Genomic DNA, 22386 nt, shown 5'->3' on the forward strand with positions numbered 1-22386 from the left:
TGCACAACACAACGCGGGAGTAGCTCAGCTGGTAGAGCACTACCTTGCCAAGGTAGATGTCGCGAGTTCGAATCTCGTCTCCCGCTCCACCGTCCCCCCCACCCCCCGCGGTGGGGCTTTTTGTTGCGTCTGCGTGCAAGAAGCGGCTCAGGCGTGGGCGCGCCGTCCGCGTTTCTCGGCCTCGATGGCGCGTTGCAATTCGCCGATCTGGCGCAGGAGGGCCATCTGCTCGCCTGGGGAGGCTCCGGCGACCTGACGCTTGAGGAGATCGACCTCGGCCCGCAGGGAGTCGATGCTGATGCCGATCTGGATGTCGTCGACGGCGGCGGCGGCGTAGGCGTTGACTTTCTGCTCGTAGAGTTCGTTGGCGGTGCGCGAGATGGCGCCCGTGTCACGTCCCTCGAACATCAGGCGGATGAGGAGCTGCTCCTCGGGCTGACCGCGAAAGACCTCCAGGATGTCGTCGGGGCTGCGGGCGCCCTGCGCGGCGAGCATCACCCGGCGCACGGCCTCGTTGCGCCAGGGGGTCGTGCCGTCCAGCTTAGCGAGCAGGCTGGGGTCCACGAGAAGTTGCCGCAGCAGCGCGAGTTCGCGGTCCTCCTCGGCGCGCACCGCGCTCATGCCCGCGAGGTGGGTGTCGGTGAGGGTGCGGCGCTTGGCCTTGCTCCCGATCCATTCCAGCAGCGCCTCGGGCTTGATGCCCAGGCGGTGGCAGGCGATGGTCCGCATCTGCTCGGCGCCCTCGTCCAGGGGATCGAGATTCTGCATCCGGGGCAGCAGCGCCATCAGCACCCGGCGCCTGCCCTCCGACGTCTCCGTTCCGTGAGCCTCGACCGCCGCCTGCACACGGTACTGCACCTCGTCCAGTCCGCTGCTGAGGGCCGTTCTCAGGCCCTCCTCGTCCCCGGCGAACAGGGCGTCGGCGGGGTCCTTGCCGCTCGGCACGCTCGTGGCACGGACGCGGAACTTGGCCCCGAGCACCTGGTCGAGCCCCGCGAGGGTGGCCCGCAGCCCCGCCTCGTCGCGGTCGAACATCAGGGTGAGGCGGGTGGCCCCCAGCCGTTCGAGCAGCGTGGCGTGTTCGGCGGTCAGGGCCGTGCCCAGACTCGCCACCGCCCCCGTGAAGCCGTGCTGGTGCATGGCGATCACGTCCATGTACCCCTCCACCACGACGAGTTCGGCGCCCCCGCTCAGGCCCGCGCGGGCCTTGTCGAGGCCGTAGAGCAGTTCGCCCTTCTTGAAGACCTCGGTCTCCGGCGTGTTGAGGTACTTGGGCTTGCTGTCGTCGAGCACCCGCCCGCCGAAGCCCACCAGGCGGCCCAGGTGGTCGCGGATCGGGAACATCACCCGGCCCCGGAAGCGGTCGTACACCCGCCCCGACTCGGGGTTCTCGGTGAGCAGGCCCGCCTCCAGCAGTTGCCGCTCGGACAGGCCCCGGCTGCGGGCCCGCCCCAGCAGACCGTCCCAGCCCTCCGGCGCGTAGCCCAATTCGAAGGCTTCGGTGGTCGCGTCACTCAGGCCGCGGCGGCGCAGGTAGTCGAGCGCGGGGCCACCCAGGTGCTCGCGGAAGTACCCCAGCGCGAAGGCATTCACCTCGTACAGGTCGCGGTTTCCGCGCTCGCCGTACTTCGCCTCGACCTGCACCCCCGCCTTCTCCGCGAGTTTGCGCAGGGCGTCGCCGAAACTCAGGTTCTCGGCCCGCTGCACGAAGCTGAACAAGTCACCGCCCGCCTTGCAGCCGAAGCAATAGAAGTAGCCCTGCTCGGTGTCGACCTGAAACGAGGGGCTCTTCTCCTTGTGAAAGGGACACAGGCCCTTGAGGCGGCCCTTCCCGGCGGGGGAGAGGCGCACGTACTCACCGACCACCTCCGCGATGTTCAGCCGTGACCGAACATCCTCCTTGGTTCCCACGTGGCGCCTCACCCCCTCTCACACGTTCCCGAACACGGCAACGGAAGACCTCCAGTGTACCCGTCCGCCCGCCCGCCGCAAAGTTTCCGAACGGTCGGACAGGAACGGCTCAGGTCAACCGGGGCCACTCAACCGTGCCCGTGAGGGGCGCGTGGTCGCTGAGCCTCACCGTGCGGTCCACCCGCAGGTCCCGGACGGTCACGCCCGCGGCGAGGAGGTAGTCGATGCGCCAGCCCACGTCGTTGTGGAAGGCGTTCGCGCGGTTACTCCACCACGTGTATTCGGCCCGCTCGCCGAGGTGGGCGCGGTGGGTGTCGGTCAGGCCGGAGGCGAGGTGGGCCGTCATCCACTCGCGCTCGTGGGGCAGGAAGCCGCTGTTTCCCTGATTCGACCGCCAGTTCTTGAGGTCGACCTCACGGTGCGCGACGTTGTAGTCGCCGCCGATGACGAGGGGCAGGCCCTCCGCCAGGGTCGCCGCCGCCCACGCGTGGTAGTCGGCGAGCACGCGGTCCTTGAAGTCCTGACGCCCCTGGCTGCTGCTGCCGCTCGGCAGGTAGACGCTGGCGAAGCGCACGCCCGCCACGACGGCGCTGATCACCCGGCCCTCGTCGTCCATCTCGGGGTGGTTCATGCCGACCCGCACGTCGGCGAGGGGATGCAGGCTGAGCAGGGCCACTCCGCTGTACCCGGCCCGGCGGGCGGGAAACCACGCGCCCCCGTAGCCCAGGTCGGCGAGGGCCTGCGGCATGGGGTCGGCGCGGACCTCTTGCAGCAGGAGCACGTCGGGCCGCTCGCGCGCGGCCCAGTCCCTGAATCCCTTGCGGAGGGCGCTGCGCAGCCCGTTGACGTTCAGGGTGGTGACCTTCAGGACGGGCGGGGAGGCAGACATCGGCGGGAGCATAACGGGCCGGGCGGGGACGGGCAAGCCGCCTCTCAGAAACTCGCGTGCCCAGGGCGGCGGGCATCGGGTACGCTGGGGGTGTTATGCCCGAGATCAAATTCCGCAACGAGCAGGACGGCAGCGAGTTCGAGATGACCCACCCGAAGGCCGCCCGCGTCCTTGCCGACGTGCAGACCTGGGCTCAGCGCAACGCGTACGAACACGTCGTTTTCTGGCGCGACGCCGAGGACGCCCACAAGCTCTGGGTGCAGCTCGGCGAACACCGCCTGAACTACTGGATTCACGACTCCACCTTCACCGAAGGCAAGCACGAGACCGTCGAGATGCAGCTCGACTACGCCCGGGGCGCCCAGCGCCGCAGCGCCGCCGGGTACGAGAAGTTCGACCGATAGACGGTCTTCCTCGCGTTCCCGCCGTGCCCCGTCAGAAGCGCGCGGCGTAGAGCGCGAGATGCAGCGTGTCGTGGATGAGGCAACCTGTCTGCGGCGCGTCGTCCTGTGGGCTCGGGGTTGGCAAAATTGCACCCTCCGCCCTCAGCGTCACGGGCAGCCGAGCGTCGAGGCGCAGGGCGACCCATCCGGCCCGGACAACCGCCTCCCGCAACGCCGCCTCCGGCCCCGTCCCACCGGGCGGGTGTCCCAGAGCCTGCCGAGTTTCGCGCAAGTGATCCCCGCCGTGGGAGGCGAGCACCACCCACCCCCCCGGTCTGACCACCCGGCGGGCTTCGGCCAAAGCCGCCCCGGCGTCCGGCAGGTGACGCAGCACCCGCACGAAAGTCACCACGTCGAACGCCCCGTCCGAGAAGGGGAGCGCGTGCGCCACTCCCACCCGCACCTCCGGGCTGCCCGGCTCGGGGTCCACCCCGACGTGACGGCCAGCGTGTCCCCTTGCCCGCAACGCTTGGAGCAGCCGCCCGTCTCCAATGCCCACATCCAAAACGTCGGCCTCCGCCGGAAGATTCAGCAGGCCGAGCAGGGAGTCGAAGGGCCACTCCACCCCGGCGAGCCGCGAGAGCAGCGCATCCCGCTCCACAAGCCGCGCGCTTTTACCCAGGGTGTACCTTCCCTCCATCTTCGTCATACCGGCGATTTAAGCGGCCTTCAGAAGGCGGCGAGCGTTACTTTTCGGGCCGGGGACCCGCATCAGAGTCAGGGTTAGTTCGGGCAGGGCATCCCCAGCCCCACCGCCCTGTCCGGCCTCGTCGGTTTCCCATCTTTTCGGTTCTCGCAGAAAGAGGTCTCGCATGAAACTCTCGAACATCATGTACATCCTCGGCTTCGCCTCGATCCTCGCGTCGGCGGCCAACTTCGTCTCCGGCAACACCAAGAGCAGCTCCAAGGAGGAGAGCGAGAAGGAGCGTGACGCCCTGTTCGTCGGCTTCTGGCCCCCCACGTTCTTCATCCTGGGCAAGATCATCGAGGACCGCGAGAACGCGGGCAAGAACATCATCACGGGCTGAAGCTCAATCCAGCGAGGAAGGGACGTGGCACAGGCGCCGCGTCCCTTCTCTTTGGCCGTCTGCCTCTCCCTACACTTCCAGGCGCGTCCTCAGGAAGTTCGTCATCACCGCGCCCCGCTTGTAGAACGGGTTGTCCATGATCTTCACATAGAGGGGCACGGTCGTCTTGGGTCCGTGGATCACCGTCTCTTCGAGCGCGCGCCGCATTCGCAAGATCGCCTGCTCTCGGTTCTCGTGCCACACGATCAATTTGCCGATCAAGGAGTCGTAGTGGGGCGGGATCACGTAGCCGCTGTAGGCGTGGGAATCGACCCGCACGCCGGGGCCGCCCGCGAAGTGGATGTCCTCGATCTTCCCCGCCGCCGGGCGGAAGTCCTTGTCGGGGTCTTCGGCGTTGATGCGGCACTCGATGGCGTGGCCGCGCAGTCGCACGTCCTCCTGCCGCAGGTGCAGCCCCTCGCCCGCCGCGACCTGGAGTTGCAGCCGCACGAAGTCGAGCCCCGAGATTTCCTCCGAGACGCAGTGCTCGACCTGGATGCGGGTGTTCATCTCCATGAAGTAGTAATTGCCGTCGCGGTCCACGATGAATTCGAGGGTGCCCGCCCCGGCGTAGTTCACGTGCCGCGCCAGCCGCACGCCCGCGTCCAGAATCTCCTGCCGCAGCGACTCCGGCAATGTACTGGGCGCCTCCTCGATCAGCTTCTGGTTGCGGCGCTGGATCGAGCAGTCGCGCTCGCCGATGTGGATGACGTGGCCCTGCCCGTCGCCCATGACCTGCACCTCGACGTGGCGGAATTCCTCCAGGAACTTCTCCATGATGATCGCGGGGTCCCCGAAGTACAGCCGCGCCTCCTCCTGCGCCTGCCCGAAGGCCCCTCTCAACTCCTCCTGGGTCCGCACGACCTTCTGCCCGCGCCCGCCGCCGCCCGCCGACGCCTTGAGCAGCACCGGGTAGCCGATCTGCTTGGCGGCGAGCAGGGCCGCGTCCACGTCGTCGAGCACGCCCGTCCCAGGCACGACGGGCACGTTGGACTGCGCCGCGATCTCGCGCCCGCCCGCCTTGGAGCCCAGCGCGCGCATCGACTCCGGCGTCGGCCCGATGAAGACGATGCCGTGCTCGCGGCACATCTCGGCGAAGTCGGGGTTCTCGGCCATGAAGCCGTAGCCGGGGTGGATCGCCTCGGCGCCCGTCATCATCGCCGCCGAGAGGATGTTGGGGATGTTGAGGTAGGAGGCGTTCGACGCGGGCGGCCCCACGCACACGGCCTCGTCGGCGATGAGGACCGGCAGGCTCTTCTCGTCGGCGGTGGAGTGGACCACGACCGTCTTCACGCCCATCTCGCGCGCGGTGCGGATCACGCGCAGGGCGATCTCGCCGCGGTTGGCGATCAGAATTTTCTTAAACATGGCTTTCGGACCTCCGCTTTCAGCCCTCAGCCCTCAGCCTTCTGCGGGTGCTTCAGCTTGCGCTGCTGACCGCTGCCGGCTGACGGCTGACCGCTCACTCGATGACGAACAGCGTCTGCCCGTACTCCACCGGCTCGGCGTTTTTCACCAGAATCTCGCGCACGGTGCCGCCGAGTTCGGCCTCGATCTCGTTCATCAGCTTCATCGCCTCGATGATGCACAGCACCTGTCCGGCCTGCACGGTGTCGCCGACCTTCACGAAGGCGGGCGCGTCCGGGCTGCTCGCCGCGTAGAAGGTGCCCACGATGGGGGCCTTGACGGGCGTTCCCGCGCTGCGGGCGGGGGTGCTGGGGGCCGGGGCGGCGGGCTCGGGGGTCGGCGCGGCAACCGGGGCAGGCGTCTGAGCCGAGGCCGGTGGGATCGCCGGGGCGCTCGTAGCCGCCGGAGCGGGCTGGGAGGCTGGGACCGGGGCAGACGGGGCGCCGCCGCCTAGGCCGCCGCTCGTCGCGGAAGTGCCGCCCCCCATCGCCACGGGGCCGCGCTTGAGGTCGAGCGTGTAGCTGCCGGTCTGGAGGCTGAACTCGCGCACGTCGGCGGCGCTCAGGGCGTCGAGGATTTTCTTGAGGTCGTCTGGATTCATGGTCCCTCCTGGTGTGAACTTGGAAAAGTCGCCCCCCATCATGACGCGGGCGGCGCGTCCCTGGGCGGTCACCCGCCGCTGAACAGTCGTGAGGCTGCACCGAGTCTAAGGGCCCGCGCCGCCTGGGCAAAGGAGAGTGCCGCCCCTGCTGACCGGCGGGCGGCACGTCGTCCAGCTTCTCTTACGCGCGGCTGAGGTACTCGCCCGTGCGGGTGTCGACCTTGACGTTGGTCTCCTGCTCGACGAAGAGGGGCACCTGCACGACGGCGCCCGTCTCCAGGGTGGCGGGCTTGGTGCCGCCCGAGACGGTGTCGCCGCGCACGCCGGGGTCGGTCTGCACGATCTTGAGGATCACCTGGTTGGGCAGCGTGATCTTGAGGGGCTTGTCGCCGTACATCTGGACCTCGACCTCGGTGTTCTCCTTCATGAACTTGGCGGCGTCGCCGATCAGGCGCCCGGGCAGATGCACCTGGTCGTAGGTCTCCAGGTCCATGAAGACGAAATCCTGGCCGTCTTTGTAGAGGTACTGCATGGTCTTGCCGTCCACGTAGATGTCCTGGAGCTTCTCGCCGGAGTTGAAGGTGCGGTCCACGATGGAGCCGCTTTCCATGTTGCGGAACTTGGTGACCACCTTGGCGCCGCCGCGCCCCATCTTGAGGTGGGAGTACTCCAGGCACTCCCACAACCCGCCGTCCATCTCCACCTTCGTGCCGTTGCGCAGTTCAGTCACGCTGATCATGTCGCTGTGTCTCCTTGCTTGAGCCGGGGCGCGTGTCTCCCCCGGAAAGATCAGGAGGCCGCGCCGCGTCGGCAACAGGCAGGATTCTAGCAGATGGACCCGGAACCTTTAGAAGCGGATGCGCCACCCAACGTCGCCGTCTCGTGTCACGTATTCTTGCGGCACCTGAACACTCAGGGCGTCGCTGATCAGCCGCCACGTCCCGGCTTCGAGCGTGGGGACGAGGTTGCCGCGACCTCCAGGGCCGTCACCGTGAGCGGTCCCGGACCCCGTGCGAGTGCCTGCCCGCCCAGCACTTCCACCAGCACCTCCAATTCCACACCCGGCCCCGCCAGGCGCACGTAACGGGTGTGGAGCAGAGAACCGCAGGGGAGAACGTGCAGGTTGAGGGGGTCGAAGCCCACGACCCGCAGGGCAACCTGGGTCTCGATGGACAGGCGTGGTCCTGGCAGCCTTCGGAAGGCGTCCAGTCGCGCCACCGACCGCGCCTCGGTCTCCCGTGCAGCGAGCCTTGCCGCCTCCACGAGCTCCGGGGTAGGGGAGGGAAGGGGCGCCGTGCCCAGCCGAGCCCGCAACAGTTCATCGAGTGGGCTGCCCGCCGTCACCTCCGCCTGCCACCCGTCTTCCCCCCGCGAGAGCAGGTGGGCGAGCGCCGCGCCGCTGCGGTAGGCCCACTCGCGCACGTCGGCCCCGGCGTCAGCCCCGCCGCCGAGCCGGGGCAGCTCCTCCAGAAAGCGGGTCTCCACGAAGTGCGCCAGCCCCTCCAGCGTCTCCATCCGCCGCTCGAACCGCACGTGTTCGGGCCAGAGCTGCCGGAACCGCTCCGTCCGCCACGCGAGCGCCTCCCGCGCCGCGTCCTCCCAACCGTGCGACGACCCAAGGGCCGCCGACAGGGCCCGCGCCTCCTCGGCCCGGGCGTGGGCGACCGCCGGGTTCGTGCGGGGGGAGGTGAGGGCGTCGAGTTCGTTCGCCTCACAGGCTGGGGAGGGGTAGGCCTGCTGATGGACGTGGAACCCCTCGTGGACGAGCAGGGCCGCGAGGCGCCCCGGGTCCAGCCCGGTCAGGCCCTCCGCGAGAACGCCCGCCGCGACGGGGCCGCCAGGCAGGGTGACGGACGTGTTGGCGGTGAGGGCGGGGTGGCGGCCCGGCCACACCCAGCCTCCTTCCCCCGCCTCCCAGCCCGGCTCCTGCGGCGCGGCCCCGCTCAGGTGCGTCACCTTGCCGCCGAAGATCAGAAGGGGAACACGGGCAGGATCGAACTCCGGCCAGAGGTTGGGCGGGGCAGACTGAAGCTCTCGCCTGACCTCGTTGAGCCAGGGCGGGGGGTGGAGGCCAGGCACGCCGTCAGGCTACCCTTTCCCGCGCTGGCCGGGATTTGCTACACTCCCAGGGTTGCTTGGCCCCCGCCCCGTTTCCCTGCGCAGCGCACGGACTTTCGGCGTGACCGAGGTGGCCTAAGACATTCGGAGGAAACCCCACATGGAACTGAGAGCCGTCCCCCGCAAGAGCCAGGAGAAGCTGGCCGAAGGCATGATCGCCGCCGTCGCCTACAACAAGGAGCACAACGTCTCCTTCGCCATCGACCGCAAGGCCTTCGACCGGGCTTTCCGCCAGCAGGGCACCACCGGCCTGTTCGACATCGCCATCGAGGGCGGCGAGACCTTTCCCGCGCTCGTGAAGACGGTGCAGATGGACAAGCGCCGCCGCCAGCCCATCCACGCCGACTTTTTCATGGTGACCTACGGCGAGCCCATCGAGGTCAGCGTGCCCGTGCACACGTCCGGCAAGAGCCGCGGTGAGACGATGGGCGGCCTGGTCGATGTCGTCGTCCACAACCTCGCGGTGATCGCGCCCGGCCCCCGGCGCATTCCGCAGGAGATCACGGTGGACGTGACCCGCCTCGAAATAGGCGACCACCTGACCGCCGCGCAGATTCGCCTGCCGCAGGGCGTCAAGCTCGCCGCCGCCGAGGACCTCGTGGTGATCAGCGTGCTGCCGCCCCGCCTCAGCGAGGAGGAGCTGGCCGCCGAGACCCAGGCCGCCCAGGTCGCCGGGCTGGTCGCTGCCGGAGAGCTCTCCGAGGAGGCCGCCGAGGCCGTGCTGGAGGGCGACGCCACCATCGAGGAAGCCCGCGCCGAGACCACGGGCGAGCCTGCGACCGACGAGGCCTCCGGGCCTGACGGCACCGTCCAGGAGCAGTAAACCGCGCCGAGGCCGGCAGACGAAGGAGGCGTCCGCTCCCGCGTGGGGTGGGCGCCTCCTTCGCTTGATCTGAGCCTCTACGCGCCCGGGGCCGGGTTGGCCCCTTGCGGCAGGGTGGGCCGGGGTGCGGGAACCTCCGCTTCCACCTCGCGCGGGGCGGGCCGATCCTTCGCCGCGCGGCCCCGCTCGAAGAGGTAGAAGGCGGCGGGCACGACGTAAAAGGTCATCAGAGCGGAGACGCTGATGCCCCCCACGATGATGATCGACAGGCTCTTGCCGAACTCGCTGGCGCCGCCCGTGTTCAGCAGGAGGGGAAGGCTGATCACCAGGATCGTCAGCGTGGTCATGATGATCGGGCGGAAGCGCAATCGACTCGCCTCGATGAGCGCCTCGCGCAGGGGCCGCTCCCCCATCTGCTCGACCACGAACTCCAGGTAGATGATCGCGTTCTTGGCCGACAGGCCGATGAGGAGCAGGAAGCCCAGCACCCCGAAGATGTCGAGCGTGCCGCCCACGAGGAAGATCATCCAGTACGCCCCGGCGACCGCGAAGGGCACCGGCAGCAGCAGATACAGCGGATAGCGGAACGAGTTGAACTGCGCCCCCATCACGAGGTACACCAGCAGCATCGAGATGGCGAAGGCCTGAAGGCCCAGGGCGCCGATCCGGTTGCCGAGCGCGAAAGCGCTGTTCCGGTCCGCCGTCCCCACCGACACGAGGTTGTCGATCACGCCCGCCTGCGTCAGCGCTGTGACGAGCTGGTCCTGAAGCTGGGCGCCCGTCAGCCCGCTCGCCGGATCGGGCTCGACCGAGAGGTCCAGGCTGTAGAGGCGGTTGGTGCGCTGCACGCTCGTCGGGGTGCTCGCCTGCACGATGCCGCCGAGCTGGCCGACCGTCACGCTGCTCCCGAGGGAGGGGCTGGAGATCGGCAAGGAGAGCAGCGACTGGTCGTCCTGGAGGTACCGGGGATCGAGCCCCACGGTGACCGGGTACGTCACCCCGCCGATCTCCACGTTGCCGCCGCTGCTGCCGCTGCCGTAGGTGGCGAGCGACTGCGCGACCGTGCTCGCCGTCAGGCCCGCCTGGGCGAGCAGGTTGGGATTGGGCACGAACTGGTTTTCCAGCGTGGTGTTGTCGAGGCTGCTGCTGGCGCTGAGCACGCCCTCGTTCTGCTCGATGACGTTCACGGCGGTCGCCGCCCGGCGCTTGAGGAGGTCGTAGTTGCTCGCCACCAGCGTCAGACTTTGAGCATTGCCCTGCCCACGGAAGCCGCCTCCGCTGAAGATGTTCGCCCGCACCTCGGGGTAGTCGCTGAACATGCCCCGCAGCGCCTGCTGGTAGGTCGCCGTCAGCGTCGCGCTGCCCTCGCGCTCCTCTTTCGGCTTGAGGGTGATGTTGAGGTTGGTGCCGTTCGGGGTCACCGACGCCTGCACCGTCTGCACCTCGGGCCGCGACAGGAAATAGCCTTCCATCCGGCTCACGAGTTCGTTGCGCGTGTTCAGCGACAGACCGCTGGGGAGCCGCAGCCCCGCGCGAAGGGTGCCCGAGTCCGTCGCGGGCGTGAACGTGAAGTTCATGCGCGGCACGACGAGCAGCACCGTGGCGACGAGGAAGGCGGCGGCGATCAGCAGCACGCCCACGCTGTTTCTCAGAGCACCGTCCAGGCTGCGCGCATAGCCTTCGCGCACGAACGAGAGCCCCCGGTCGGTGACGCCGTGCAGGGTGGTCGTCAGCGCCTCCAGCACGGCGAGCAGGATGCCCCAGAGGTAACGGACGACCATCAGCGCGACGGGAAGCAGCAGGAGGCCGAGGAGCAGGAGCCGGTTCTCCGCCCGCGTCCAGATCAAGACGGCGAGACCGGCGGCGAGCACCCAGAACCACCATGTTCGCACCGAGGCGAGGCCCCAGCGCACGGCCTGCGGCAGCCGGGCAAAGGCGCGCGGCACGTCCCGCCAGCCCAGCGGTTCGGCGTCGGGCGTGTACGCCATGCGGACGGTGAGGAAGAGCAGCGCTTCCAGCCACGAGAGCAGCACCGCCGCCGCGAGCCCCAGCGCGAACTGCCGCACGTACTCGCCGATGATGCCCCCCAGGAAGCTCACGGGAATCAGCACGGCGAGCAGCGACAGGGACGCCGCCGCGACCGCGCTGAAGACCTCCGACGCCCCGCGCAGCACCGACTCGACGCGGCCAAAGCCCATCACCCGGTAGCGCTCGACGTTCTCGGCCACCACGATGGAGTCGTCCACCACGATGCCGATGGCGACGATCAGGGCGAGCAGCGAGACCTGATTGAAGGTGAAGCCCAGCAGGCTGTAGAGGATGGGCGCGGCGGCGAGCGAGATCGGGATGGCGAGGATCACCGTGAAGGCGGTGTTCAGCCGCCCCAGGAACAGCAGCGTGACGACCGCGACGACGAGGCCCGTCACCCACAGCTCGTGGGTGGTGGACTCGATGCTCGACCGGATCGGGCCGGTCGTGTCGTTGCTGAAGGTGACCGTGTACCCGGCGGGCAGGTTGGTCCCCGAGACGAGGTCCTTCACCCCGTCCACGACCGCGACGGCGTTGCTCCCCGAAGTCTGCTGGATGGAGACGAGCACCACGGGCAGGCCGTTCACGCGGGTGACCCCGGTCGTGGTGGTGGCGTCGCGCACGCCCGCCACGTCCCCGACCCGCACGCCCCGCTCGGCGTCGAGGATGACGTTCGAGATGTCCTCCAGGCTGGTCAGCCGCGCGTTCGTCGTGTAGTTCAGGGTGTTGCCCTCACGCGTCACCGTGCCGATGGAGGAGCGCACGTTGCTGCCGCTGATCGCCGACGACACGTTCTGCGGATTCAGGCCGTAGGCGGCGAGCTTGTTGGGGTCGAGCAGCACCTCGATCTCGCGCTGCGACCCGCCGCTGAGTTCCACGTCCGCCACGCCCTCGACCCGCTGGAGGCTGGGGACGAGCTGATCTTCCACATAGTCGTACACGTCGGCCTGACTCGCCGCGGCGCCCGAGACGCCGAATTCGAGGATCGCCTGCGCGTTCGGGTTGAAGGTCCGGACGCTGGGGCTGCCCGCGTCGTCGGGAAGCTGCCGGGTAGCCCCCGACACCAGCGAGGCAACTTGGTTGGCGGTCGCGTTCTGGTCGGTGCCGTCCTCCAGTTGGAGGGTGACGCGGCTGCTGCCCGTGCTGCTCGTCGAGCTGATCGAGGTGACGTTGGGCACCTGCGCGACGGCGCTCTCGATGACCTGCGTGACCTCCTCGTCCACCGAGGTGGGGCTCGCGCCGGGGTAGGACGTGCTGACGTTGACGACGGGGATGTTCACGCTCGGCAGCAGGTCCACGCCCAGAGAGCGCGTCGCCACGACGCCGAAGACCACGACCGCGACGAAGATGCCGATGGCGAGGACGTACCGCGCGATCGAGAAGCCCACGATGGGGTTCACCCGGTCGAAGACCTTCTTGCCCACGTTCCGGATCACGGCGCACCTCCGGGGGGCGGGCCGCCCGCGCCGGGTCTCCCCTGGCCGTTCCGCTGCCCCCCGCCGCTCGCCGTCGTCACGCTCGCGCCGTCGAGCAGGCCGGTCGGCGGCTGGCTGATGACCTCGGCCCCCGCCTCGATCCCGCTCACCGCGGACTGGGTGCCCGCCTGTCCGAGGACCGTGACCTCCTGCTGCTGCGCCTTCCCGTCCTCAATCGTGAAGACGTAGGTCTGGTCGCCGTCCACCTGAAGCGCGGTGCTGGGCACGAGGACGCCCGTCGCCACCTTCGCGTTGTAGACCACCGAGCCCACCGTGCCGAGGGCGGGCGGGGTGGTCTCCACCAAGCGCGCGACGAGCGGCACGCTGCCATTCACGGGGGCGCCCGCGTTCTGCGACACCTTGAGCGGGTACTTCTGCCCCCCGACCACGAAGGTGAGCGCCGCGCCGACGGGCAGCGAGGAAGCCTCCGTGGCGGGCACGTTGACCGCCACCTGCCGCTGGCTGCTGACCAGGCTGAACGCCTCGCTGTTCGCCGGGAGATACTGCCCCTCGCTGACGTTCAGGGCGGTGACCTGCCCCGTGAAGGGCGCCGTGACGCGCACCGCCGCCGCCGCCTGCTGGGCCTGGTTGAGGGTGATCTGGGCACGCTGCACGGCGAGCCGGGCCTCCGCCAGCCCCTCCGTCTGGGCGCGGGTGTTCTCGGCGAGGTTGGCCTGCGCGGTGGTGAGGGTGGTGCGGGCGGCCTCCACCTGCGCGACCTGGTTGTTGACCTCCACCCGCGACGCCGCCCCGATGGCCGCGAGGCGCTGGAGGGCGTCGAGGTTCTGCTGGGCGTTGCTCAGGGTGGTTTGTGCCGCGTTCACCTGCTGCTGGAGCTGGGCGCGCTGGCTCTGCACCGTGTTCGTCTGGGTGCGAAGCTGGACCTGGGCCGTCTCCAGGGCGTTGCGCGCGCTCTCCACGCTGGTGTTGAGGTCGCTGTTGCTCAGCGAGATGACCGTCTGCCCGGCGTTCACCTGCCCGCCCACGTCCACGGCGATGCTCGTTACCGTGCCCGACGTGCGCGCCGACACCGTGACCGCCTGCGACGAGGCGACCGTGCCCGTTAGCCGCCGTTCGGTGCGGAGGGTGCCCGCTTGGACGGTCGTGGCCTGGACGGGGGTGACGACGCCGGTTCCACCGCCTGTGCTGCCTGCCGCCCGTCCCTGACCCGCGCCCCGGCTGCTGCTGGTGCCGGTGGCCGCGCCGGGGGTTCCAGCGGCGGCACTGCCCTGGCCTCCGGCGGCCCGCCCGACGCCTGCCTGTCCGCTTGTTCCGGTGCCCAGGGCTCCGGCTCCCTGTCCGGAGGCTCCCTGCCCCTGCCGGGATGCCCCGCCGCCACCGCTGCCCTGGGCGAAGCCTCCACCCGCGCTCGCCGCGCTGCTCGCGTCGTCCTGCCCCAGCCGGTAACCAACGTACCCGACCCCGCCGAGCAGGAGCGGCACGAGCAGCCACCCCCAGGGGAAGGAGCGGCGTTTCTGGTCGGTGGGAGTGGGCGGACGGCCCGGCGAGGAGGCAGGCAGACCCTCTGCGTCTTTCACTGGCCTCGATGCCTGATCCATGTAGGGTATGGAACCATCCTTTGACGAAGGAATGTCGAAGGGAAGTTACGCTTCTCGGTCACCTCGGCCACAGCAGAAGACGGCCAGGCCAGACGAAACGGCCCGCCCTCTTTTCGAGAACTTTTCATGGTGGGAGGTTGCCGTCTGCCGACTGCCGCTACCCTAGGGCATGGAGCCTGAACTCCTCGCCCTCCCCCTCGGTGGCCCCGTGCCCAACAGCGCCCTGCCCGCCCGGCTCTACCGCGCCGCCTTGAAAGGCCGCACGCCCGCGCAGATCGAGCACCACCTCGCCGACCGCGGCTGGACGAACGCCTGGCGAGACGGCATCTACCCCTTCCACCACTACCACTCCACCGCCCATGAGGTGCTGGTCATCGCGCGGGGACAGGCCCGAGTGACCCTCGGCGGCGAGGGCGGCCCGCAGGTGCAGGTGGGGGAGGGAGACGTGCTGGTGCTGCCCGCCGGAACCGGACACAGGAACGACGGTAGCAGCGCCGACCTGCTGGTGATCGGCGCCTATGCGGGGGGGCGGGAGTGGGACCTGTGCCGCCCGGAAGAGACGGATGTGGAGGAGGCGCGGGCGCGGATTGCGCGGGTGCCGGGGTGGGAGGGAGAGCCGGTGGACTGAGGCGTTATGTCTGAGACTGTGAATGACCTTCTGATGGACCTGCTCTCCCGCGATACGCACCGCGTCTGGTCGGCGGCTTGCGCGGTAAACGTCCTTCGAGACCCGCCAGCTCTGACAACCCTCGCCGAACACCTGCCCGAGATCGAGCGGGCGACAGAGGACCTGGGAGGCGGCCTCTTTCCCAACAACGAACGCTTACGCCAGGCGATCTACACCCTGCGGGCCCAGCGCGACGGCCTCTGCCGCTGCTGGCTCTACCCCGAATTCCTCACCTACGCTCCCCTCAAGGAGCAGGAGGCGGGCGACGTGACCGTGCTGTCCTCCGACCCGCCCGACTGGCACATGGACTACCACTGCCGTTGCGCCCACTGCGGCACGGAGTACAAGGTCGAGCAGCGAGAGGGGCACCTGACGTGGTGGAAGTGGCTCAAGCTCGGTGACGGAGCATCCTAGGCCGTCATGGAAGAGATCAGCGCAAGCGAGTTCTGGCAGTGGGCCTACTCGGATTTTCTGTCGAACGCCCTGCGGGGCGTTCTCGCGGAGTACATCGTGGCCCGGGCGGTGGGCTGCACGCACCGGCCACGTGTCGAGTGGGATGCCTACGACTTGAAGACCGATTCAGGACTGAGGATCGAGGTCAAGTCCGCCGCTTACCTGCAATCCTGGCAGCAGAAACGGCTGAGCCCTATCCGGTTCGACATAGGCATGAAAAGGGGCTGGGATGCTGAGGCAAATGTTGTCGCGCTGGAATCGTCACGCTCTGCCGATGTGTACGTCTTCTGCGTATTCGCCGCGCAGGAGAGGGAAACCGCTGACCCGCTGGAACTGAGCCAGTGGTTTTTTCTGGTTTGCTCTACAGAGCGACTGGCTCAGCGTTTTGGATGCCAAAAATCGGTTTCCCTCTCATCGCTGGAGGCCATGGGCCTTGAACGAGTGCCGTTCGAGGTGCTGCGTGCTCATGTCCAACTACAAGCGGCCAGCCCCTCCCCGGAAGCTGACCGCTGACGGCTGAGTGCTGACCGCTTCCCCTACGCCGCCCCCACCTTCTGGGCGATGATGCCCTCGATGTATTCCACCACGCTCTTCAGGGGCACGCGCGTCAGCACGTCCTCCAGGAAGGCGGTGACGAGCATCTTCTCGGCGAGTTCCTGGTGAATGCCGCGCGAGCGCAGGTAGAAGAGCTGCTCCCCATCGACGGGGCCGGTGGTCGAGCCGTGCGAGCAGCGCACGTCGTTGGCGTTGATCTCAAGCTGCGGCACCGAGTAGTTGCGCGCCTCGCTTGAGAGCATCAGCGTCCGGTGCTTCTGGTAGGCGTCCGTCTTCTGCGCCCCCAGGTCCACCTTGATCATGCCGCTGAACACGCCGACGCTTCTATCGTCGCCCACGCCCTTGTACAGCAGGTCGCTGTGCGCGTGCGGCGCGGCGTGGTGCTGCAAGGTGTAGTGGTCGAAGTGCTGGTCCTCGTTGGCGAAGTACAGCGCCAGCATCTCGGAGTCGGAGCCCTGCCCGCGCAGGTAGGACTGCATCTCGGTCCGGCTGAGCGTGCCGCCCATCGTGACGACGAGGCTGTTCAGGGTTGCGTCCCGGTGAACGTCGCCGCGCTGACGCTGGATGTGCGTCACACCCTTGCCCCAGTTCTGGATGGAGACGTAGCGGACCCGGGCGCCTTGCTTCACCACGAGTTCGACCGCGCCGATGGCGTAAGTGCCGGGCAGTTCCTCCGAGTCCTGCTCGTCGATGAAGGTGACCTGCGCGTTCTCCTCCGCCACGACAAGGGTGCGGGTGGCCGTGTAGGTGCCCGCCTCGCTCATGACGCGGAAGGACCCCAGCGGCAGCTCGACCTCCACCCCGCGCGGCACGTACACGAAGGCGCCGTTCGTCCACAGGGCCGCCGCCAGCGCGGAGAACTTGCCCTCGGAGGGATCGGGCGACTTGCTCGGCGTGGTGCCGGGCGCGGCGATGGTGGTGTCGTCGGGCACCTCGGCGGGCACCACGGAGTAGAGGTACTGTTGCACCTTGTCGGCGTGCTGCTCCACGGCAGTCTTCAGGTCGGTGAAGATGACGCCCTTCTGGGTCAGCTCGGCAGGCAGTTCGGTCGCGTACACCACGTCCGGGCCATCCAGCACGAGGAAGGCGCCCACGTCGGTGCGGCTCAGGCGTTCCCGCACGCTCGCCGGAAGCTGCGCCGTGTCGGTCGCGCGCTCACGCTTGGGGTGGGGGCGAAGCTGGTCAAAGTCCACTTCCACACGGGTGTACTTCCAGGCCTCGACCTGTTCGGTAGGCACGTCGAGAGTGTTGAACAGTTCGAGTGATTCACGCCGCTTGGAGGTCAGCCACTCGGGGCCGCCCACCTGGGTGAGGAGGTCTTGGGTGAAAGGTTGGGTCATGATTGCTCCTTGGAAAGTTCTTCGTTTCGCTGTTTCAGGCGCTCATGGAGTTCCTGGTCAGCCGTCTTGATTTTGTCGATCAGTGCCAGAGTGAAGGCCGCCAACTCGTGCTTCTCCAATCGGTCGTGCTTGTCCCACAAGCGGGACACGAGGCCGATGTCGAAGGCCCGTTCCTGCGCCCAGGTCATTGGGGAAGCCAACATCTTGACCATGTGAAGAGCGGTCAGGACGTAAGGGTCGCGTCCCTGAGCCACGTTGAGGAGGGCATTGATCTTGTCCTCCATATTGAGGTTGTTCAGCATGGAGGACAAGAGTCGCGCTTCCCGAGCATTGGCCTCAGGGTCGGCACTCCGCAAGGGAATACCCTTGACGCCCACCTCGAAGTCGAAAGCTTCCTCCTCCGACCAGTCCGCCGCAAACTCCCGCACCAGACCCAGCATGTGTCGCGCTTTGGCCTCACCCTCGGCGTACTCGGCGTCGGCCTCGATCTTGCGCGCTCGGTCGTCAATGAAGCCCGCCACCGCGTCCAGGGCAGCAGCGTCCACCGTGTCCAGTTTGGCTTGGAGTTCTTGACGAATGGTCATGCTTTCCCCCGACGAGAAAAGAGCCGCACCCACTCAGGAGTGCGGCCCTCGGGCCAGCCTCAGCCCACCGAGCCTTCCATCTCCAGCTCGATCAGGCGGTTGAGTTCCACCGCGTACTCCAGCGGGAGTTCCTTGGCGATGGGCTCGATGAAGCCGCGCACGATCAGGCCCGCCGCCTCGTCCTCGCTCAGGCCGCGCGACTGGAGGTAGAGAATCTGCTCGTCGTTGATCTTGGAGACGGTCGCCTCGTGGCCTACGCTGGCTGTCTTCTCCTCGATCTCGATGTAAGGGTAGGTGTCGGTGCGGGCCTCCTCGTCCAGCAGCAGGGCGTCACACTCGACGTTCGTCTTGCTGCCCTTCGCGCCCTCGTAGATCTTGACGAGGCCACGGTAGGAGGAGCGGCCCGAGTCCTTGGAGATCGACTTGGAGACGATGGAGCCGCTGGTGTGCGCCGCGAAGTGAACGATCTTCGCACCGGCGTCCTGGTGCTGGCCGCGGCCCGCCATGGCGATGCTCAGGACCTCGCCGCGCGCGCCCTCTTCCAGGAGGTAGCAGGCGGGGTACTTCATCGTGACCTTGGAGCCCAGGTTGCCGTCCACCCACTCCATCACGCCGTTGCCGTACACGGCGGCCCGCTGGGTCACGAGGTTGTAGACGTTGTGAGACCAGTTCTGGATGGTGGAGTAGCGGAAGCGCGCGCCCTCCTTCACCACGATCTCGATCACGCCCGAGTGGAAGGAGTCGGAGTTGTAGGCGGGGGCGGTGCAGCCCTCGATGTAGTGGGCCTGCGCGCCCTCGTCCACGATGATCAGCGTGCGCTCGAACTGGCCGCTGCTCTCCGCGTTGATGCGGAAGTATGTCTGGAGGGGAATGTCCACCTTCACGCCCTTCGGGATGTACACGAAGGACCCACCCGACCACACGGCGGAGTTGATCGCCGCGAACTTGTTGTCCTCGGGCGGCACGATGGTGGCGAAGTGCTCGCGGAAGAGGTCGGGGTACTGCCGCAGCCCGTCCTCAATGCTCAGGAAGACGACGCCGAGCTTCTCCCACTCCTCCTTGAGGTTGTGGTACACCATCTCGCTCTCGTACTGGGCGCCGACGCCCGCCAGCGCCGCGCGCTCGGCCTCGGGGATGCCCAGGCGCTCGAAGGTCTTCTTCACGTCGTCGGGCACGTCGTCCCAGCTCCGCGCGTTGAATCCCTCCGGCTTGATGTAGTAGTAGATCTCGTCGAGGTCGAGCCCCGAGAGATCCGCGCCCCACTGGGGCATGGGCTTCGAGAGGAAGATGTCGAGCGCCTTGAGGCGGAAGTCGAGCATCCACTGGGGCTCGTCCTTGGCCTTGGAGATCATCTCGACGACTTCACGGCTCAGGCCCTTGGGCGCCTTGATGGCGTACTTCTCGGGGTTGGACCAGCCGTACTCGTACTGGGCGTTGATGTTGGCAACTTCGGGGTTGGTCATTTGGATTGCTCCTCTAGGGTTGACCAGGGATGGCGAGGGAGGCGTCGGGCGTCTTTTCGAGGATGCGGACGACTTCGTAAGTCATGGCAGGCGGGCGAAACTGTTCTCTAACCAGAAGGACGTACCTATATCCCGTCTCGTGGGCGAAGTTGGGAAAGGTGGATGGATTCACCTCACGCCACTGTGTCTCGTCGGCACGCTTCACCAGCAAACAAGGCTGATCGTCGCGGGATAGAGGCGGGCAGGACACACGGTTGGGAGCGACCTGATACCTCACTTCCTCAACGGGATAGGGGACCACGTTGAAATCACAGGCAGAAAGAATCGCTGCCAGAGTGACAGCACCTGCGAGCAGAGAGACCCTCACGAGCCTTACGCCCCCGCCACCGCCAGCCCCTTCACCCAGTCGTAGCCTTCGGTGTCGAGGCGCTGCGCGAGTTCCGGGCCGCCCGTCTGCACCACGCGCCCGTCCACGATGATGTGAACCTTGTCGGGCACGATGTAGTTCAGCAGACGCTGGTAGTGGGTGATGATCAGGCCGCCGAGGTTGGGGCCGCGCAGCGAGTTCACGCCGCGCGCCACGATCCGCAGGGCGTCCACGTCGAGGCCGGAGTCGGTCTCGTCCATGATGATGTAGCTCGGCTCCAGCATCAGCATCTGGAGAATCTCGTTGCGCTTCTTCTCGCCGCCGGAAAAGCCCTCGTTCAGATACCGCTCGACGATGCTCTCGTCCCACTCCAGCACCTTCAGCGCACTCTGGAGCTTGCCGTAGAACTCGGTGAAGCTGACCTCCTCGCCTTCTGCCTTGCGGGCCTGCATGGCGAGGCGCAGGAAGTTGGCGATGGTGACGCCGGGAATCTCGACCGGGTACTGAAAGGCCAGGAAGACGCCGAGGCGGGCGCGCTCGTCGGGCTCCATCTCCAGGATGTTCTGGCCGTCCACGAGGACCTCGCCCCCCGTGACGGTGTACTCGGGGTCGCCGACGATCACCTTGGCGAGGGTACTCTTGCCGTTGCCGTTCGGCCCCATGACGGCGTGCAGCTCGCCGCGCGGGACGACGAGGTTGACCCCTTTGAGGATGGGCTGGTCGCCCACGGAGGCGTGCAGGTTGCGAATCTCGATCTGGTGGGGCTGGTCGGTCATGGGAACTCCTTAGGCTCGCTGCTTCTTGAGAACGATTCCTACTTACCCGGTTATTGTACCCGGGAGGCGGGCCAAAGTCGAGTGGTTTGGTGAGGATTAAAGGGGCCTAGGGTGCCGCTCCTTCGCGTCTGGAACGGAAAAAACGGGTCGAGTTCGGACGGGGGGCAGGGAGAGTCCGCGCCGGGTGGACGGCTGCGATGAGGCGCGCGTCAGCTTCTTTCACGCTTGCCACCGCGCCGCGTGCTAACGGTGAGGAGCATGAATGTCCTTGACCTGATTCGCGCCGCCGGGCCGATCCTGTGGGTGATCCTCGCCCTGTCCGTGTACGTCGTCTACACCGCCGCCGTGCGGGCGCAGGTGCTCATTCGGCTGGGGCGCGACCCTGCCGCCCTGATCGAGCGGGCGCGGGCCGTCACTGCCGAGAGCGGGCCCGCCGCCGCGCTGGCCGAGGTGGACCGGGCCGCCGACCCCAGCCCCGCCGCGAACGTGCTGCGCGCCGGGCTGAGCCGCGCCGACCGGGGCGCGGGGGCTCCCCAGGCCGCGATGAACGCCGCCCTCCTCGCCGAGGACGCGCGGCTGTACGCGGGGTTGAGTGCGCTGGGCACCGCCGCCCAGATCGCGCCGCTGTTGGGGCTGCTGGGCACGGTGATCGGCATGGTGCGCTCGTTCCTGGTCTTCAGCGCGACGAGCTCGCCCACGCCGACGCAGCTCGCGACCGGCATCAGCGAGGCGCTCGTGAATACGGCGGCGGGACTGATCGTGGCGATCATCGCCTACGTGGCCCGCAACGCCCTGCGCGCCCGCGCGGACCGGATCGCGGTGCAGGCCGAGCGGGTGCGGGAGGAGCTGCCCTCCTGGCTCGCTCCGCGGACTGCGCCCACCCTCGTCACGGCCCGCCCGGTGCCCGAGGTGGCCCTGAGCTTCGACGGCACGGCCCCGGTGACGCGGTGAGGCGGCGGCTGCGTGAGAGCGGGGAGGGCGTGACGTTCGACTTCGCCCCGATGGTGGACATCGTGTTGTTGCTCCTGATCTTCTTCTTCCTGACGAGCAGCCTGGGGGCGCGGCAAAACGCCCTGCCCCTCGACCTGCCGCGCGCGAGTACCACCGTGCAGGAGACGCCCGCCCTGCCCATCGTGAGCGTGGACCGGGCCGGCAAGGTCTTCCTCAACGGTCAGGAGACGACGCTGACGAGGCTCGGCGGCCAGCTCAAACCGTTGCTCGCCGCGTCGGGGGGCGTGGTGGGCCTGCGCGGCGACGAGCGGGGCAACTACGGGACGGTCGTGCAGGTCATGGACGTGGTGAAAAAGGCGGGCGGCGAGCGGCTGGCCCTGGGCACCCGCGCCCCGGCTGGGAGCGGCCAGTGAGGCGGGCGTGACGACGCTGCGCGGCCCAGGGCGCAACCCGGAGCGCGGGGATCAGGCGCGTGCCGTGGGCGTCACGGTCCTCGTCCACGCGGGGCTGCTGCTCGGGTTGCTCGTCGCGGGGCCCGACCTGCGCGGTTCGGACGCTCCCCGCACGTCCGACCCCACCCGCACGCCGCTGGAGGTCGTGACCCTGGCACCCCCGCCGGAGAGCAGGCCCGCCCGGACTGCCGTTCCCGCCGCGCCCATCACGCCGCCTAGGCGCGAGCAGGCCACGCCGCCCCCGCGCCCGCAGCCGCCGCGCCCACCGACCCCTCAGGCCCGCCCGCAGACTCCGCCGCCGCCGCGGACGCCGACGCCCACCCCCCCGATCCGCCCGGTGACGAGCGCCGCGACCGCGTACGCGAAGGGCACGGCCAGGCCCACGAAACCCAGGTACAGCAGGACCGGGTGGACGGCCATCATCCAGTGGTTTTGCAGGGCGGGGTTGGGGCCGCGC

Annotated in this window: 24 protein-coding genes and 1 tRNA gene; 9 read left to right on the top strand and 16 right to left on the bottom strand. The window is 68.4% G+C overall.

Going from position 1 to position 22386, the window contains the following annotated elements; translation table 11 throughout:
• Positions 1–13: 13 nt before the first annotated feature.
• A tRNA-Gly gene (locus A7B18_RS19150) sits at positions 14–89 on the top strand.
• Positions 90–147: 58 nt separating this feature from the next.
• Here the strand turns inward: A7B18_RS19150 and dnaG are convergent.
• On the bottom strand, positions 148–1911 hold the full coding sequence (gene dnaG / locus A7B18_RS19155; RefSeq protein WP_102128289.1) for a DNA primase: 1764 nt from the start codon (positions 1909–1911) through the stop codon (positions 148–150).
• A gap of 109 nt (positions 1912–2020) precedes the next feature.
• Positions 2021–2800, bottom strand: coding sequence for an exodeoxyribonuclease III (locus A7B18_RS19160; protein WP_245872974.1), 780 nt, complete (start codon positions 2798–2800; stop codon positions 2021–2023).
• 95 nt (positions 2801–2895) lie between these two features.
• Here A7B18_RS19160 and A7B18_RS19165 point away from each other — a divergent pair, with 95 nt between their 5' ends.
• On the top strand, positions 2896–3204 hold the full coding sequence (locus A7B18_RS19165; RefSeq protein WP_102128291.1) for a hypothetical protein: 309 nt from the start codon (positions 2896–2898) through the stop codon (positions 3202–3204).
• Between the two features lie 31 nt (positions 3205–3235).
• On the opposite strand, the gene A7B18_RS19170 is transcribed toward A7B18_RS19165, so the two are convergent.
• Positions 3236–3892 (bottom strand): class I SAM-dependent methyltransferase, encoded by a 657-nt coding sequence (locus tag A7B18_RS19170; protein ID WP_245872975.1) that lies wholly within the window; start codon positions 3890–3892, stop codon positions 3236–3238.
• A gap of 163 nt (positions 3893–4055) precedes the next feature.
• Between A7B18_RS19170 and A7B18_RS19175 the strand changes: the two genes are divergently transcribed.
• Complete coding sequence (locus A7B18_RS19175; protein ID WP_102128292.1) at positions 4056–4271, top strand: hypothetical protein; 216 nt, start codon at positions 4056–4058, stop codon at positions 4269–4271.
• A gap of 69 nt (positions 4272–4340) precedes the next feature.
• On the opposite strand, the gene accC is transcribed toward A7B18_RS19175, so the two are convergent.
• The 4 genes from accC to A7B18_RS19195 form a co-directional block, all read right to left on the bottom strand.
• Positions 4341–5678, bottom strand: coding sequence for an acetyl-CoA carboxylase biotin carboxylase subunit (gene accC / locus A7B18_RS19180; RefSeq protein WP_102128293.1), 1338 nt, complete (start codon positions 5676–5678; stop codon positions 4341–4343).
• 94 nt (positions 5679–5772) lie between these two features.
• Complete coding sequence (gene accB, locus A7B18_RS19185; protein WP_102128294.1) at positions 5773–6318, bottom strand: acetyl-CoA carboxylase biotin carboxyl carrier protein; 546 nt, start codon at positions 6316–6318, stop codon at positions 5773–5775.
• A 181-nt stretch (positions 6319–6499) separates the two neighbouring features.
• Positions 6500–7057 carry an elongation factor P gene (gene efp / locus A7B18_RS19190; RefSeq protein WP_102128295.1) on the bottom strand — a complete coding sequence of 186 codons (558 nt, stop codon included), beginning with the start codon at positions 7055–7057 and terminating at the stop codon, positions 6500–6502.
• A 188-nt stretch (positions 7058–7245) separates the two neighbouring features.
• Positions 7246–8397, bottom strand: a complete 1152-nt coding sequence (locus tag A7B18_RS19195) for a hypothetical protein (RefSeq protein WP_102128296.1) — start codon at positions 8395–8397, stop codon at positions 7246–7248.
• Positions 8398–8536: 139 nt separating this feature from the next.
• On the opposite strand from A7B18_RS19195, the gene A7B18_RS19200 reads away from it, so the two are divergent.
• The gene (locus tag A7B18_RS19200) at positions 8537–9259 is read left to right on the top strand and encodes a 50S ribosomal protein L25/general stress protein Ctc (RefSeq protein ID WP_102128297.1); all 723 of its coding nucleotides are present in this window, start codon (positions 8537–8539) and stop codon (positions 9257–9259) included.
• Between the two features lie 77 nt (positions 9260–9336).
• On the opposite strand, the gene A7B18_RS19205 is transcribed toward A7B18_RS19200, so the two are convergent.
• On the bottom strand, positions 9337–12723 hold the full coding sequence (locus tag A7B18_RS19205) for an efflux RND transporter permease subunit (protein WP_102128298.1): 3387 nt from the start codon (positions 12721–12723) through the stop codon (positions 9337–9339).
• A complete protein-coding gene (locus tag A7B18_RS19210; RefSeq protein WP_245872976.1) occupies positions 12720–14300 on the bottom strand; it encodes an efflux RND transporter periplasmic adaptor subunit in 1581 nt (526 codons plus the stop codon). Before A7B18_RS19210 ends, A7B18_RS19205 begins: the two co-directional genes overlap by 4 nt.
• A 190-nt stretch (positions 14301–14490) precedes the next feature.
• Between A7B18_RS19210 and A7B18_RS19215 the strand changes: the two genes are divergently transcribed.
• From A7B18_RS19215 to A7B18_RS19225, 3 genes are read left to right on the top strand one after another with little or no spacing between them, the layout of a single operon-like run.
• Complete coding sequence (locus A7B18_RS19215) at positions 14491–14949, top strand: cupin domain-containing protein (protein WP_180970248.1); 459 nt, start codon at positions 14491–14493, stop codon at positions 14947–14949.
• 6 nt (positions 14950–14955) lie between these two features.
• Complete coding sequence (locus A7B18_RS19220) at positions 14956–15402, top strand: hypothetical protein (RefSeq protein WP_102128300.1); 447 nt, start codon at positions 14956–14958, stop codon at positions 15400–15402.
• A gap of 6 nt (positions 15403–15408) precedes the next feature.
• Positions 15409–15954, top strand: coding sequence for a hypothetical protein (locus A7B18_RS19225; protein ID WP_102128301.1), 546 nt, complete (start codon positions 15409–15411; stop codon positions 15952–15954).
• Between the two features lie 23 nt (positions 15955–15977).
• Here A7B18_RS19225 and sufD read toward each other — a convergent pair whose 3' ends face one another.
• The 5 genes from sufD to sufC are packed head-to-tail and all read right to left on the bottom strand — an operon-like array spanning position 15978 to position 20526.
• Complete coding sequence (gene sufD / locus A7B18_RS19230) at positions 15978–17336, bottom strand: Fe-S cluster assembly protein SufD (RefSeq protein ID WP_102128302.1); 1359 nt, start codon at positions 17334–17336, stop codon at positions 15978–15980.
• Positions 17333–17920, bottom strand: a complete 588-nt coding sequence (locus tag A7B18_RS19235) for a hypothetical protein (RefSeq protein ID WP_102128303.1) — start codon at positions 17918–17920, stop codon at positions 17333–17335. The genes sufD and A7B18_RS19235 overlap by 4 nt, the downstream gene beginning before the upstream one ends.
• Before the next feature lie 59 nt (positions 17921–17979).
• Entirely contained in the window at positions 17980–19383 is a 1404-nt protein-coding gene (gene sufB / locus A7B18_RS19240; RefSeq protein ID WP_102128304.1) for a Fe-S cluster assembly protein SufB, read from the bottom strand.
• A 13-nt stretch (positions 19384–19396) separates the two neighbouring features.
• Complete coding sequence (locus tag A7B18_RS22745; RefSeq protein ID WP_180970249.1) at positions 19397–19750, bottom strand: DUF4377 domain-containing protein; 354 nt, start codon at positions 19748–19750, stop codon at positions 19397–19399.
• 5 nt (positions 19751–19755) lie between these two features.
• Positions 19756–20526, bottom strand: a complete 771-nt coding sequence (sufC, locus tag A7B18_RS19250; RefSeq protein WP_102128305.1) for a Fe-S cluster assembly ATPase SufC — start codon at positions 20524–20526, stop codon at positions 19756–19758.
• Positions 20527–20784: 258 nt separating this feature from the next.
• Here sufC and A7B18_RS19255 point away from each other — a divergent pair, with 258 nt between their 5' ends.
• Positions 20785–21477, top strand: coding sequence for a MotA/TolQ/ExbB proton channel family protein (locus A7B18_RS19255; protein ID WP_102128306.1), 693 nt, complete (start codon positions 20785–20787; stop codon positions 21475–21477).
• Positions 21474–21890: an ExbD/TolR family protein gene (locus A7B18_RS19260; RefSeq protein WP_102128307.1), complete on the top strand. Its 417-nt coding sequence runs from the start codon at positions 21474–21476 to the stop codon at positions 21888–21890. The genes A7B18_RS19255 and A7B18_RS19260 overlap by 4 nt, the downstream gene beginning before the upstream one ends.
• 51 nt (positions 21891–21941) lie before the next feature.
• Here A7B18_RS19260 and A7B18_RS21615 read toward each other — a convergent pair whose 3' ends face one another.
• Together A7B18_RS21615 and A7B18_RS21620 are read right to left on the bottom strand one after the other, a co-directional pair.
• On the bottom strand, positions 21942–22163 hold the full coding sequence (locus tag A7B18_RS21615; protein ID WP_146009597.1) for a hypothetical protein: 222 nt from the start codon (positions 22161–22163) through the stop codon (positions 21942–21944).
• Between the two features lie 39 nt (positions 22164–22202).
• Positions 22203–22386: hypothetical protein (locus A7B18_RS21620; RefSeq protein WP_180970250.1), on the bottom strand; the 184-nt coding region annotated here is incomplete at its 5' end.

Origin of the sequence: Deinococcus planocerae, assembly GCF_002869765.1 — a bacterium.
In the GTDB taxonomy this organism is placed as follows: Bacteria; Deinococcota; Deinococci; order Deinococcales; family Deinococcaceae; genus Deinococcus; species Deinococcus planocerae.